Source organism: Kribbella sp. NPDC051952, assembly GCF_040680855.1.
GTDB lineage: Bacteria > Actinomycetota > Actinomycetes > Propionibacteriales > Kribbellaceae > Kribbella.
This window is the reverse complement of sequence record NZ_JBFAXQ010000001.1, coordinates 12,262-25,159: the sequence shown is the minus strand read 5'-3', so window position 1 is coordinate 25,159 and position 12,898 is coordinate 12,262. Positions and strand designations below refer to the sequence as shown.

The window sequence follows — 12,898 nt, the reverse complement described above, 5'->3', positions numbered from 1 at the left end:
AAGGGCTCACACATGCACCTGGTCCGTTACCAGTCCCCAGAGGGCCGCCCGGTGGTCGGTGTCAGAACCGATGACACGGTGGCGCCGGTCGAAGGCATCAACAGCTTCGCGGAGCTGCTGCGGCTCACGTTGGACGAGCTGAAGGCCACGGTCCTCAAGGTGGGTGAGCCGGTCTCGGTGGTCGGTGTCAAGTCCCTCCCGCCGCTCGACGGGCGTGGTGAGGTCTGGTGTGCGGGCGTGACCTATGAGCGGTCGCGGGGTGCGCGGATGGAGGAGAGCACCGAGCAGTCCGTGTACGACAAGGTCTACACCGCCGATCGGCCCGAGCTGTTCCAGAAGGCACCGGCCTGGCGGGTGGTCGTCGACGGTGAGCCCGTCGGTATCCGCACCGATTCCGGCCACGACGTACCCGAGCCGGAGCTCGCGGTCGTTGCCAACAGCCACGGTGAGATCGTCGGTTTCACGGTCTGCAACGACATGAGCTCGCGGTCGATCGAAGGCGTCAACCCGCTCTACGTGCCGCAGGCCAAGCTATTCGCCGGTGGCTGTGCCCTTGCGGCCGGTATCCGGCCAGTCTGGGAGGTCGAGAACCCGAAGGACCTGACCATCGACGTGGTGATCGAGCGCGCCGGCAACGAGGTGTTCGCGGGTACGACGTCCACCGCGAAGCTGGTGCGTGAGCTCCAGGATCTGATCGACGCACTGTTCCTGCCGAACGACTTCCCGGACGGTGTGATCCTCGCGACCGGCACCGGGATCGTGCCCGAGCTGGACTTCGCGCTGGCCGAGGGTGACGTCATCACGATCACGATCGCCGACGTCGGCACACTGACGAATACGGTCGCCACCGGCCGGGAACCGTTCGCATTCCTGGCAACCGACAATCTGGAGGACAAGCGATGATCCCGGACACCACGCCCGCCGAGCTCGAGCAGGCTCTGGTCGCCGCGGCCGCCGCCGCGCCGGCGCTGGGTGCCTCGCAGCCCGCTGTCCGGGCCGGTTGGATCCGCGCTGTCGCCGACGCGCTCGATGCGGCCGCGGACGAGCTGGTGCCGATCGCGATGCGCGAGTCGTCGCTGCCCGAAGCCCGCCTGCGCGGCGAGGTCGCGCGCAGCAGTGGACAGCTGCGGTTGTTCGCCGAGGTGCTGGAAGAAGGCTCCGCGCTCGAGGTCATCATCGACACCGCCGACGCACAGGCCAAGCCGGTGCCGCGGCCGGACCTCCGGCGGGTGCTGGTCCCGCTCGGGCCGGTGCTGGTGTTCGCCGCGAGCAACTTCCCGTTCGCGTTCAGCGTCTGCGGTGGTGACACCGCCTCCGCACTCGCGGCCGGTTGCCCGGTGATCGTCAAGGCGCACCCCGGTCACCCCGACCTCTCCGTGCGTACGGCCGAGGTGATGATCGAGGCTCTGCGGACAGCCGGTGCGCCCGATGGATCGCTCGGTCTGATCCAGGGCTTCGATGTCGGTGTCACCGCGCTGAAGGACCCACGCATTACCGCGGCCGGCTTCACCGGTTCGGTCCCGGCCGGCAAGGCGCTGCACGAGATCGCGGTCACCCGGCCCGAACCGATCCCGTTCTACGGCGAGCTCGGCAGCCTCAACCCGGTCTTCGTCACCCAGGCCGCAATCGATGCCCGCGGCAAGGACATCGCCACCGGGTACGTCGGTTCCTTCACGCTGGGCGTCGGTCAGTTCTGCACCAAGCCCGGCCTGCTCTTCCTGCCGACCGGTCACGGACTGCAGGAGCAGCTGACCGAGGCGACCGGCGGGGTCGCCGAGGCGCCGATGCTGAACGACCGGATCAAGGACGGCTTCAGCTCCGGCCTCGATCGGCTGCAGAAGGTCGAGGGCGTCCGCGTCTGGTCATCCGGCGCGGCCACCTTGCTCCAGACCACCGTGCCCGAACTGCTCGCCCGCCGCGACGAGATCCTCGAGGAGTGCTTCGGCCCGGTCTCGATCGTCGTCGAGTACGACGGTCTCGACGAACTGCGTGCCGCTGTCGAAGCCTTTGAGGGCAACCTCACCGCCGGCCTGCACGCCGAGGAATCCGACGCCGAGTTGGCCCGCGAGCTGCTGCCGTTGCTGACGGCAAGGGCAGGCCGAGTGCTGTGGAACGGTTGGCCCACCGGTGTCGCGGTCTCCTGGGCGCAGCACCACGGCGGTCCGTTCCCGTCGACCGTCGGCTCGATCCACACCAGCGTCGGCATGACCGCGGCTCGCCGGTTCCAGCGGCCGGTCGCGTACCAGGACGCTCCCGATGCCGTGCTTCCCGACGTACTGAAGGACTCGAACCCGGCCGGTATCAGCCGCCGGGTGAACGGGACCGTGACCACAGGTGAGGTGTCTCGATGAGTGATCTGCCCCCGACCAACGACCCCGTCGATGCTGACGTACCGGCCGGTCTCACGGCCGACCCCACCGGTGAGCCGACCCCGGAGAAGACGGGGACGACCGGTGAGCCGGGGCGTCCCGAGGCGCCGATCGGGCGGCGGAGTTTCGACCACTGGTTCGGTGAGAAGGACCGGAACGGGTTCATCCACCGGTCCTGGATGCGGGCGCAGGGCTTCTCCGAGGAGGTCTTCGACGGCCGCCCGGTGATCGGCATCTGCAACACCTGGTCCGAGCTCACCCCGTGCAACGCGCACCTGCGCAGGCTGGCCGATTCGGTGAAGCGCGGTGTCTGGCAGGCCGGTGGGTTCCCGCTCGAGTTCCCGGTGATGTCGCTCGGTGAGACGATGCTGCGCCCGACCGCGATGCTGTTCCGCAACCTGCTCAGCATGGACGTCGAGGAGTCGCTGCGCGGCAACCCGATCGACGGCGCCATCCTGCTGACCGGCTGCGACAAGACCACGCCCGGCTCGATCATGGGCGCGGCCAGCGTCGACCTGCCGACCCTCGTGGTCACCGGCGGTCCCATGTTGAACGGTAAATTCCGCGGCTGCGACATCGGCTCGGGTACGGCGGTGTGGCGGTTCACGCAGGACCGCAACGCCGGCCGGATGACCGAGGCCGACTACGCGGCCGCCGAGTCCGGGATGTCCCGCAGCAACGGACACTGCATGACCATGGGGACCGCGTCCACGATGGCCTGCATGGCCGAGGCACTCGGGCTGCAACTGACCGGGTCCGCAGCGATCCCGGCCGTCGACTCGCGCCGGTACTCGATCGCGCAGCAGGCTGGTCAGCGGATCGTTAAGATGGTCGAGGAGGACCTGAAGCCGAGCGACATCCTTACCCGGGACGCCTTCGCGAACGCGGTCCGGGCGAACGCGGCGATCGGTGGTTCGACCAACGCCGTCATCCACCTGCTGGCGATCGCGGGCCGGGTCGGGGTCGACCTGACGCTGGACGACATGGACGAGTGGGCTCGTGGGGTGCCGTGGCTGGTGGATCTGCAGCCGTCGGGCAAGTATCTGATGGAGGACTTCTACTACGCCGGCGGTCTGCCCGCGGTGATGAAGGAGATCCTGCCGCTGATCAAGGCCGACGCGATCACCGTGACCGGCAAGACGATGGGCGAGAACGTCGCGAACGCCGAGCGGACCGACTGGAGTGGGCAAGAGGGTCAGCCGGCTACTGCGGTGATCCGCCCGGTCGGTGACCCGTTGGGCAGTGGTGCGGGGACCGCCGTACTGAAGGGGAACCTGGCTCCCGACGGTGCGGTGATCAAGCAGTCCGCGGCGTCGGAGCGGTTGTTGCAGCATCGCGGTAAGGCGCTGGTGTTCAGCAGCATCGAGGAGTACGACAAGGCGGTCGACGACCCGGATCTCGATGTCGACGAGGACACCGTGCTCGTGCTGCAGAACTCGGGACCGCGTGGGTACCCGGGGATGCCGGAGGTCGGGAACATGACGATCCCGCGCAAGCTGGCGGAGATCGGTGTCGACGACATGGTGCGGATCTCGGACGCGCGGATGAGCGGTACGGCGTACGGCACCGTCGTACTCCATGTCACGCCGGAGGCGGCTGTTGGTGGGCCGTTGGCGCTGGTGCGGACGGGTGACTGGATCGAGCTCGATGTCGCCGCGCGGCGGTTGCACCTGGATGTGTCGGAGGAGGAGCTGGAGAAGCGGCGAGCTGATTGGCAGCCGCCGGTTCCGCCGACGGATCGTGGGTGGGCGCGGTTGTACGTCGACCACGTCACCCAGGCCAACCAGGGCTGCGACCTCGACTTCCTCATCGGCCGCACCGGCTCAGCCGTAGCCCGCCAGAGCCACTGATGCCGGCTGCTTCCCCCGACTGGGGTCCTTTCGAGGCGATCCGTGGGTTGCGGCCGTCTGGGGTGCTCCCGCAGGTCACCCCGGTCCGCCGGGTGCTCTCGGATCTCCCGACCTCGAAGGACCCGTACGCCGACGCGCAGGCAGCTCTCGCACCCCTGCGCGACCGCATCCAACCCGGCGCACGCATCGCCGTAACAGCAGGCAGTCGAGGCATCCACGACCTCGTCCCCGTGGTGAAGGCAGCCGTCGACTGGCTCACAACTATCGGCGCACAACCCTTCGTCGTACCAGCGATGGGTTCACACGGCGGCGCCACCGCGGACGGCCAGCGCGAGATGCTGGCCGGCCTCGGCATCACGCCCGAGTCGGTCGGCTGCCCGATCGAGGCGACCATGGAGACCGTCCTCATCGGGACCCTCGAGGACGGTACGGCGATCCACCACGACGCGATCGCCGCCAAGGCGGACGGCGTACTCCTGGTGAACCGGGTCAAGCCGCACACCGACTTCCGCGGCCCGATCGAGAGCGGGATCGCAAAGGTTCTCGCGATCGGGCTCGGCAACCATGTCGGCGCTGCATCGCTGCACGCCGGCGGTATCCCGTCGCTCGGCGGCAACATCGAGGCGGCCGCCCGGATGGTCGTTGCGCAGGGCAAGATCCTCGGCGGCCTCGCGATCCTCGAGAACGCGCAGGAGCACACCGCCGGTGTGGAGTTGCTCGAGCCCGACGGGATCGCCGGACCGGCCGAGAACGCCTTGCTGCGAAGGGCCGGCGGCCTGCTCGGCCGACTGCCGTTCGACGAGCTGGACGTGTTGGTCGTGGACGAGATGGGTAAGGACAAGTCCGGCGCCGGCATGGACACGAACGTGATCGGCCGGTGCTGGGTGCACGGGATCCCGGAGTTCGAGTCGCCGTCGATCGCGGCGATCAGCGTGCACTCGCTGTCCCCGGCCTCGCACGGGAACGCGTCCGGCCTGGGCCTGGCCGACGTGATCCCCGCCGAGATGCTGTCCCAGATCGACCTGCGGACGAGTTACGTGAACGCACTGACCTCGGGCGCCGGTGGAGCGCGCCGGTCCCGGTTGCCGATGGTGATGGAAGACGACGAGGCCGCCGTCCTCGCCGCCGTGACGATGTGCGGCCGGCGGGACTGGTCCGAGCTCCGGCTGGCCCGGATCAAGGACACGCTGTCCCCGAACGAGTTGATGGTGACGCCGGCCCTGCTGGCCGAGGCAAGTGACCGATTCGACCTGGAGATCACCGGTACGGCGCGGGACCTGACGTCGGCCGGACGGCTCGGACCCTGGAGTGAGAGATGAACCTTCGCGAGGCACGCGCACTGCTGGCCGATCGTGGCTTCCGCCCGGGCGAGACGTCCACGTCCACGTTCCCGGGCGGATCGCCGTACCGGGTGGAGATCCCCTCCTGTGAAGGGCCGCGGGTGATGACCGCGGTGCTGGAGGAGGCGAAGACCCGTGGTGTGAGCATCGACCGGATCTCGCAGGGCAGTGGCGTGATGATGCTGACCGACGCCGAGATCGAGGAGATGCTCTCGCTCGGTGCGTCGAACGGTGTCGAGGTCTGCCTGTTCCTCGGTCCCCGAGGTGCTTGGGACATCGGTGGGCAGGCCAAGGTGTCGGCCGCGGTCGGTGGGGTTGCGCGGGGCAACGAGATGGTTGCCGCGTCGCTGTGTGATGCGTACCGCGCGGTGGAGCTCGGCGTACGGAGTCTGCTGGTGGGCGACATCGGCGTACTCGAGTTGCTGGGTCAGCTGAAGGTCGAGGGGGAGCTGCCTTCGGACCTCGTGCTGAAGACCTCGGTCTTGATGCCGTTGCCGAACGCACCGACTGCCCGGCTGTACGAGCGGCTGGGTGCGACGAGCCTGAACGTGTCGACCGATCTGCCGGTCCCGGTTCTGGCGGAGATCCGGTCGGTGACGTCGGTGCCGATCGACATGTACATCGAGGTGCCGGACGATCAAGGCGGCCACGTCCGGTTCTACGACGTACCGGAGATCGTCCGGGTCGCGGCGCCGGTGTACCTGAAGATGGGCCTGCGGAACGCGCCGAACATCTACCCGGTCGGGGCACACCTCGCCGGTACGGCGGAAGCCCTTGGACGGGAGCGGGTCCGTCGGGCGGAGTTGATTCTGCGGCTGCTGGCCGAGCAGGATGAAGGATGACTGATCCGCTGGTAGCCCGGTTGCGCTCGGCGCTCGGAGACAGCGCGGTTGTCGACGATCCCGACGTACTGGACAGCCATCGGAACGATCACGCGACGTTCTGCACGGCTGGAGTGCCGCGGGTGTTGGTGCGACCGGGGTCGACGGCCGAGGTGGTCGAGGTACTGAAGGCCGCCGGCTCGTTTGGCGTGCCGGTGGTGCCGCAGGGCGCTCGGACCGGCTTGTCGGGCGCGGCGAACGCTCTTGATGGCTGTCTGTTGTTGTCGACCGCGCGAATGAATCAGATCCTCGAGATCTCGGTCGAGGACCAGGTCGCGGTTGTCCAGCCGGGCGTGGTGAACGCAGAGTTGTCCCGGGCCGTGTTGGCGCAGGACTTGTTCTACCCGCCGGATCCGTCGTCCTGGGAGATGTCCACGGTCGGTGGGAACATCGCGACCAACGCCGGTGGCTTGTGCTGCGTGAAGTACGGCGTGACCGCGGATTTCGTCCGCGGTCTCGAGGTGGTGCTGGCGTCGGGTGAGGTCGTTCGGACCGGCCGCCGGTCGGCGAAGGGCGTCGCCGGGTATGACCTGACACGGTTGATCGTCGGCTCCGAAGGAACGTTGGGCGTCGTGACGGAGGCGACGCTCGCGCTGCGTCCCGCGCCCGAGGCTGGGTTGACGGCAGCGGCGACCTTCCTGTCGATCGAGGAGGGGATCGCGGCCGCAGCGGCGGTGATGGCGTCCGGGCTGCGGCCTTCGCTGCTGGAGTTTCTCGACGGGCCGACGCTGCGGGCGATCCAGAACTACCGCGATATGGGTCTTCCTGAGGATGTCGGGTCAATGCTGATCGCGCAGTCCGACCGGGGCCCGCGGGCCGCGGAGGACGTCGCGCGTATCGCCGCGATCTGCACGTCGCACGGTGCTGTCGATGTCGCCGAGGCGTCGGACGCGGAGGAGTCGCGGATGCTGCTCGAGGCCCGTCGGCTGGTCAACTCGGCGCTCGAACCGCTCGGGGTGACGTTGATCGACGATGTCGCCGTCCCGCGGTCGAAGCTGGTCGCGTTGCTGCGCGGGATCGCGGAGATCGGCGCGAAGTACGATGTGCTGATTTGTTGCCCTGGGCATGTGGGTGACGGGAACATGCACCCGACCGTGGTCTTCGACCGGGACGACCCGGCCGCCGAGGCACGGGCGCTGGAGGCGTTCGGTGCGGTGATGGAGCTCGGGCTCGCGCTGGGCGGGACGATCACCGGCGAGCATGGGATCGGGACGCTCAAGACCCGCTGGCTGGAGACCGAACTCGGCCCGGTCAGTCTCGACCTGCATCGCCGGATCAAGCAGGCCTTCGACCCGGGCAACCTGCTCAATCCGGGCAAGGTGCTGCGGTGAAGCCTTCGGAGGTACGGCCGTCGCCGCGGCAGGTCGCCTGGCAGCGGCAAGAGCTGACCGCCTTCGTGCACTTCGGACCGAATACGTTCACCGATCTGGAGTGGGGGACCGGTGTGGACGATCCGGCGGTATTCAATCCGTCGGCGCTCGACTGCTCGCAGTGGGTGGACACGTTGGTTGCCGCAGGCTTCAAGAGTGTGATTCTGACGGCGAAGCACCACGACGGGTTCTGTCTGTGGCCCAGCCGGTTCCTGTCGCACACTGTTGCCGCGAGCCCCTATCGCGGTGACGTCCTGGCTTCGTTGTCCTCCGCGTGCCAGGCGGCGGGGCTCGGGTTGGGGTTCTACCTGTCGCCGGCGGACCTGTACCAGGAGAAGGCTGATGGCGGGTACTACGGCAACGGAAGTCCCGTGGTCGCGTCGGAGATAGGTCCGTTCACCTATGAGGTGGATGACTACAACCGGTTCTACCTCAACCAGCTGCATGAGCTGCTGACGCAGTACGGGCCGGTGGCCGAGGTCTGGCTGGACGGCGCCAATCCGACGAGCACGGCTCAGGAGTACGCGTACGACGCCTGGTTCGATCTGATCCGGAGACTCGCGCCCGATGCGACGATCGCGGTCGGCGGACCAGATGTGCGGTGGGTCGGCAACGAGGACGGCTTCGCGCGGGAGACCGAGTGGAGCGTCGTGCCGTTCGCCGGCGGGCAGATGGTTGCCGAGCAGACGGCGGTGGACGTGGCTGGTCCTTCGCTGTTGCAGCAGGCTGACGAGCTCCGGTGGTATCCGGCCGAGGTCGACGTGTCGATTCGGCCCGGGTGGTTCTATCACGCGGCCGAGGACTCCGCGGTGAAGTCGTTGCCGGAGCTTCTGGACATCTATCGCAAATCGGTCGGCCGGAACGCGGTCCTGCTGCTGAACATCCCGCCGGACCGGCGTGGGTTGTTCGCCGCACCCGACGTCGAGCGGTTGACCGAGTTCGGTGCGGCGGTGCGGGAGTACTACGGCACCGCGGTGGAGTTGCCCGGGGCATTCAACGTGGTCTCCCTGCGCGAGAACATCGAGGCCGGACAACAGGTCGAGTCCTTCGCCGTCGACGCATTGGTCGGGGGAGAGTGGACGCAGATCGCTGGTGGTACGACGATCGGGCACCGGCGACTGTTGCCGCTGCCCGAGTCGACCACGGCTGACGACGTACGCGTCCGGATCTTGTCGTCCCGGGCCGAGGTTCCGGTCGAGTTGACCGTGCACCACGACCCGACGGTCCCCCTGCCCGGAGTCGAACCAGGAGCCGGGCCTTCGGAGGGCCCGGCGTGAATCCGTCACCAGAGGGTTCGGTACGCCGCCTACCTGAACGGCGTACCTGACCGCCTACTCCTCGACCGAGACCACGCGGATCCAGTCGGAGCAGTCGGCCTCGCACCACACGTGATCACCCGGATGGGCGATGCGATCGCGCTGTACGTGCCCGCAGGCGAGCAGTACGCGGCGCAGCGAGTGGCCTGGCTGGACCGGAGCACCGGTCCTACCGCCGGGCACTCGCTTTCTGTTCTTGAGGTCGGCCATAGCCGGTCCTCCTCTCTTGTTCCGATAGTTGCTTGAGGCATCATTGCTCGGAATCAGGCGAGGCGGACGAGTGAGCCGCCTGCGGTGATTCCGACCGACGTACGAACGCCGGCCACGCTCAGGTCGACGACGTACGTCGTCCCCGACCAGCGCGTGGTGTATGTGACTGCACCAGTGGCCTTCACCGGCGCGATGAACGACAGGATCGACGCTGTCGTTCCGGACCGCGCGAACATCAAGGTCGGCGCGGAGAGCCGGGTGTTGATGTTCGGGTACGTCCAGCCCTGGATCGGCTTGGTCTGCGCCTGCTTGAGCAGGATCGCCCCGGCCGGCAGTGCCTGCCGGTAGGGCACCTGGAAGAGGATCGTCCGGGTGTCCTCGCCGGGCTTGGCCGCCAGCGCGGTGGTCCGCGAGTACACGGTCGCCTTCTGGTCCGCCGGCAGGTGCCACAGCGTCTGGAACTGCTGGGCAGTCTTGGACGACGCGCGGTCGAGCGTGACGATCAGGTCCGGGTTGTTGAGGACCAGTACGCCGCGGACGCGGCTGATCCCGGTCCCGGGTACGTCGGAGAGTTCGTAGAAGTCGGCGTTCGGCTTCAGGAGCGACCGGGTCAGCTTCGTCGCCGGCAGCTTGTCGGCCGACAGCGGGGTCGTCATCGCGCTGCTGGCGAACGGACCCTTCGCCCAGGTTCGCCAGACGTCGTTCTGGTAGCCGGCATGGCCGCCGTCGATCAGGATGTCCCGCCCACGGGCCGTGTACGTGAGCGACGTGTGGTCGCTGTGTCCGTGCAGCTGCCGTCCCGGGCCGTACCTGATGCTGTACGACGCCTGGTTGGCGAACGTGCCCCAGCCGGAGCGGCCGAAGACGTAGCCGGCGGAGTACATGCCGACCCGATCGGTCGGCGCGATCCCGGTCGCTCCGAGACTTCCGGCGTACTCGAGTGGGGTGCCGACGACTGGCGCCGTACGCACGACCTCGGAGTCGCCGATCTGGTGGAGGTTGCCCAGGGAGTTCGTGGCCAGGGCGAGCCAGTTCGCCATCAGGGCACGTCGGGTGTTGATCGTCGTACCGGGGTCTGCGCCGCAGGCCTTGAGTACGTCGACGGCACGGCCCCAGAGGGAGTAGTTGAACTGCGCGTACGCCGTGGACTGTTCGTTGGTCGAGCCCTGGGTGTCGATCGCGGTGGTGATACCGGCGGCGAGACGCTGCTGGGCGAGCGTCTTGTAGTCCTGACGGCTCAGCGTGCAGCCGACTCCGAACAACGCGATGCTCTCATCGGTGCCGTGGTTCCAGGCGCCGCTCCAGTTGTTGACCAGGAACGTCGCGTGGTTGAGCAGGGCGGAGTCGAGCCATTGGTACTGCGCCGGGAGCGTGTCGACCTGCAGTCCGGCGAGCACTGCTTGCCGGGTGCAAATGAGTACGTTGGTGCGGTGCATCGTCGACTCCCAGGCGCCGACATTCGCCTTCCAGGAGTACGGGTTGTCGAGCACCCAGTCATGCACGATCGCGGTCACGTGCTGGAGCGCGTTGGTGTCACCCTGGCCGGCCGCGGTGATTCCTTGCCCCAGCCAACGAAGTGAGTGGAACCACATATACCAGCTGGGATTGCCGTACGGGTTGAGCTTCCAGTTGATGTTTCCGCTGCCGTTGCCGACCTTGTACGGCTTGAAGCCACCCCAGGTGTAGGTGTCCTGCAGGATCGAGGACAACGGCGTCGCGTCGTCCACTGTGCTGAACCCCGGACACGTGTAGGTGCCGGCCGCAGCCAGGGTCTTGGCCTCGCTGCGCGTCCTGATGTCCGTCGCGGCCTTGCCGGCCGCCGGAATCACATTCGTTGCCCCCGGCACGAACTGCGCCCCGGCCGGCTCCGGCAGATCCTCGGCAATCGCGATGCCCGGCCGGGTCTCGGTCGTCCCCGCCGTCGCAACCCCGCCTTGTGCGACCGCTGCGCCCGAGATCAGCGCAAGCACCAAAACCCACCGAACCATGTCTTTCCCCCACCACTAACCCGCGCCCCCCGGCGGCGGTAATCAACCCCGTCACCTCGCACGATGGTCAGCAGTAAGAAAAAGTTGCACCAGGCCCCAACAACCTCGCCGAGTAGGTGGTGTGTATCTCTCCGTAGTCTTGCGTACCGAAGAACGGGTAGTGGTGCCTTCTTCGGGCCATCCGGTCGTCCGATCACGCCTGACAGCTCCCACTACTCCCCGTTCTTCGGTACAACCGCCACCTCAGCCCTTGACGCAGATGACTTGGTTGAGGTGGGCTACTACTTCGACGAGGTCGGACTGGGCGGCGATGACGGACTCGATGTCCTTGTAGGCCGCTGGGATCTCGTCGATCACCCCGGCGTCCTTGCGGGACTCGACGCCCGCCGTCTGTGCGACCAGGTCGTCGACGGTGAAGCGGCGCTTGGCCTCGGTGCGGCTCATCCGCCGGCCCGCCCCGTGTGAGGCCGAGTAGAAGGACCGCTCCGAGCCGAGCCCACGGACGACGTACGACCCGGTCCCCATCGACCCCGGGATCAGCCCGAGATCCCCGAGACCGGCCCGGATCGCGCCCTTGCGGGTGACAAGCAGGTCGAGCCCGTCGATCTGCTCCTCGGCCACGTAGTTGTGGTGGCACGAGATCGGCTGCTCGAATCGCACCTCCAGCGCGAACGACTCCCGCACCGCCTGCATCACCAGTGCGAGCATCACCGCGCGGTTCCGGGCGGCGTAGTCCGGTGCCCAGGTGAGGTCCCGCCGGTACGCGACCATCTCCGGCGTACCGGAGAGGAACACCGCGAGATTGCGGTCCGGCAGATCCGCGTTGTGCGGTAGGTCGCGGGCGATCCGCATGTGCCGCTCGGCGAGCTCCTTGCCGATGTTGCGGCTGCCCGAGTGCAGCATCAGCCAGACCCGGTCCTCGTCGTCGAGGCAGACCTCGATGAAGTGGTTGCCGCCGCCAAGCGAACCCATCTGCTGCTTGGCCTTCCGCTCCCGGTCCTGTACGCCGTCGTGCAGGCTGGTGAACCCACCCCACAGCCGGTCCCACGGCCGCGGGTCGAGCCCGAGCCGCCGTACGCCGACCGGGTCGTTGTGCGCCCGGAACCCGACCGGTACGGCGGCCTCGATCCGGGAACGGATCGCGGACAGGTCGTCCGGCAGATCCGCGGCCGTCAGCGAGGTCAGTACACCTTCCATCCCGCACCCGATGTCGACCCCGACCGCGGCCGGCGACACCGCCTGCTTCATCGCGATCACCGACCCGACCGTCGCACCCTTGCCAAGGTGCACGTCCGGCATCACCCGTACGCCGTGCACCCAGGGCAGTGCGGCAATGTTCCGCAGCTGCTGGAGCGCCTGGGCCCCGACCTCGTACTCCTGAGCCCACATCAGGGTGGAGCTCTTGGCCCCACTCAGCTCCACCGGAAACTCCACGTTCATCTCCCCACTCTCCTCGATTGTGTGCATGCGGCTGCCAGGGCAGGGCTCGAACCTGCGAGGCCTCGGGTCAGAACCGAGGATGGGTCACCGTCGCCCACCTGGCATCGCGCGCCGCCGCGACACCGTTCACCCTC

The 12,898-nt window shown here is 68.0% G+C and carries 10 protein-coding genes and 1 tRNA gene; 7 read left to right on the top strand and 4 right to left on the bottom strand.

All coding sequences use genetic code 11. The features are described 5' to 3' along the window. Positions 1–12 precede the first annotated feature (12 nt). Genes AB0L70_RS00105 through AB0L70_RS00075 form a run of 7 tightly spaced genes read left to right on the top strand, consistent with a single transcriptional unit; the run spans position 13 to position 9,087 of the window. Positions 13–903 carry a fumarylacetoacetate hydrolase family protein gene (locus AB0L70_RS00105; RefSeq protein WP_363678252.1) on the top strand — a complete coding sequence of 297 codons (891 nt, stop codon included), beginning with the start codon at positions 13–15 and terminating at the stop codon, positions 901–903. Then, positions 900–2,351: an aldehyde dehydrogenase (NADP(+)) gene (locus AB0L70_RS00100; RefSeq protein WP_363678251.1), complete on the top strand. Its 1,452-nt coding sequence runs from the start codon at positions 900–902 to the stop codon at positions 2,349–2,351. The genes AB0L70_RS00105 and AB0L70_RS00100 overlap by 4 nt, the downstream gene beginning before the upstream one ends. Next, positions 2,348–4,219 (top strand): IlvD/Edd family dehydratase, encoded by a 1,872-nt coding sequence (locus AB0L70_RS00095; RefSeq protein ID WP_363678250.1) that lies wholly within the window; start codon positions 2,348–2,350, stop codon positions 4,217–4,219. The genes AB0L70_RS00100 and AB0L70_RS00095 overlap by 4 nt, the downstream gene beginning before the upstream one ends. Next, positions 4,219–5,538, top strand: coding sequence for a DUF2088 domain-containing protein (locus AB0L70_RS00090; RefSeq protein ID WP_363678249.1), 1,320 nt, complete (start codon positions 4,219–4,221; stop codon positions 5,536–5,538). The genes AB0L70_RS00095 and AB0L70_RS00090 overlap by 1 nt, the downstream gene beginning before the upstream one ends. Continuing rightward, positions 5,535–6,401 (top strand): U32 family peptidase, encoded by an 867-nt coding sequence (locus AB0L70_RS00085; protein WP_363678248.1) that lies wholly within the window; start codon positions 5,535–5,537, stop codon positions 6,399–6,401. The genes AB0L70_RS00090 and AB0L70_RS00085 overlap by 4 nt, the downstream gene beginning before the upstream one ends. After that, a complete protein-coding gene (locus tag AB0L70_RS00080) occupies positions 6,398–7,771 on the top strand; it encodes an FAD-linked oxidase C-terminal domain-containing protein (protein ID WP_363678247.1) in 1,374 nt (457 codons plus the stop codon). Before AB0L70_RS00085 ends, AB0L70_RS00080 begins: the two co-directional genes overlap by 4 nt. After that, positions 7,768–9,087, top strand: a complete 1,320-nt coding sequence (locus AB0L70_RS00075; protein WP_363678246.1) for an alpha-L-fucosidase — start codon at positions 7,768–7,770, stop codon at positions 9,085–9,087. Before AB0L70_RS00080 ends, AB0L70_RS00075 begins: the two co-directional genes overlap by 4 nt. A gap of 54 nt (positions 9,088–9,141) precedes the next feature. Here the strand turns inward: AB0L70_RS00075 and AB0L70_RS00070 are convergent, their stop codons facing one another. From AB0L70_RS00070 to AB0L70_RS00055, 4 genes are all read right to left on the bottom strand, one after another. After that, on the bottom strand, positions 9,142–9,336 hold the full coding sequence (locus AB0L70_RS00070) for a hypothetical protein (RefSeq protein ID WP_363678245.1): 195 nt from the start codon (positions 9,334–9,336) through the stop codon (positions 9,142–9,144). A 53-nt stretch (positions 9,337–9,389) separates the two neighbouring features. Beyond that, a complete protein-coding gene (locus tag AB0L70_RS00065; protein ID WP_363678244.1) occupies positions 9,390–11,324 on the bottom strand; it encodes a heparinase II/III family protein in 1,935 nt (644 codons plus the stop codon). Positions 11,325–11,567: 243 nt separating this feature from the next. Then, a complete protein-coding gene (locus AB0L70_RS00060) occupies positions 11,568–12,713 on the bottom strand; it encodes an RtcB family protein (protein ID WP_363679927.1) in 1,146 nt (381 codons plus the stop codon). An 82-nt stretch (positions 12,714–12,795) separates the two neighbouring features. Further along, positions 12,796–12,868: transfer RNA gene (locus tag AB0L70_RS00055), tRNA-Gln, on the bottom strand. Positions 12,869–12,898: the final 30 nt, after the last annotated feature.

Coding starts and splice junctions, on each gene's coding strand:
- AB0L70_RS00105 (WP_363678252.1), top strand. CDS start 13: ATGCACCTGGTCCGTTACCAGTCCCCAGAGGGCCGCCCGGTGGTCGGT.
- AB0L70_RS00100 (WP_363678251.1), top strand. CDS start 900: ATGATCCCGGACACCACGCCCGCCGAGCTCGAGCAGGCTCTGGTCGCC.
- AB0L70_RS00095 (WP_363678250.1), top strand. CDS start 2,348: ATGAGTGATCTGCCCCCGACCAACGACCCCGTCGATGCTGACGTACCG.
- AB0L70_RS00090 (WP_363678249.1), top strand. CDS start 4,219: ATGCCGGCTGCTTCCCCCGACTGGGGTCCTTTCGAGGCGATCCGTGGG.
- AB0L70_RS00085 (WP_363678248.1), top strand. CDS start 5,535: ATGAACCTTCGCGAGGCACGCGCACTGCTGGCCGATCGTGGCTTCCGC.
- AB0L70_RS00080 (WP_363678247.1), top strand. CDS start 6,398: ATGACTGATCCGCTGGTAGCCCGGTTGCGCTCGGCGCTCGGAGACAGC.
- AB0L70_RS00070 (WP_363678245.1), bottom strand. CDS start 9,336: ATGGCCGACCTCAAGAACAGAAAGCGAGTGCCCGGCGGTAGGACCGGT.
- AB0L70_RS00065 (WP_363678244.1), bottom strand. CDS start 11,324: ATGGTTCGGTGGGTTTTGGTGCTTGCGCTGATCTCGGGCGCAGCGGTC.
- AB0L70_RS00060 (WP_363679927.1), bottom strand. CDS start 12,713: ATGTGGGCTCAGGAGTACGAGGTCGGGGCCCAGGCGCTCCAGCAGCTG.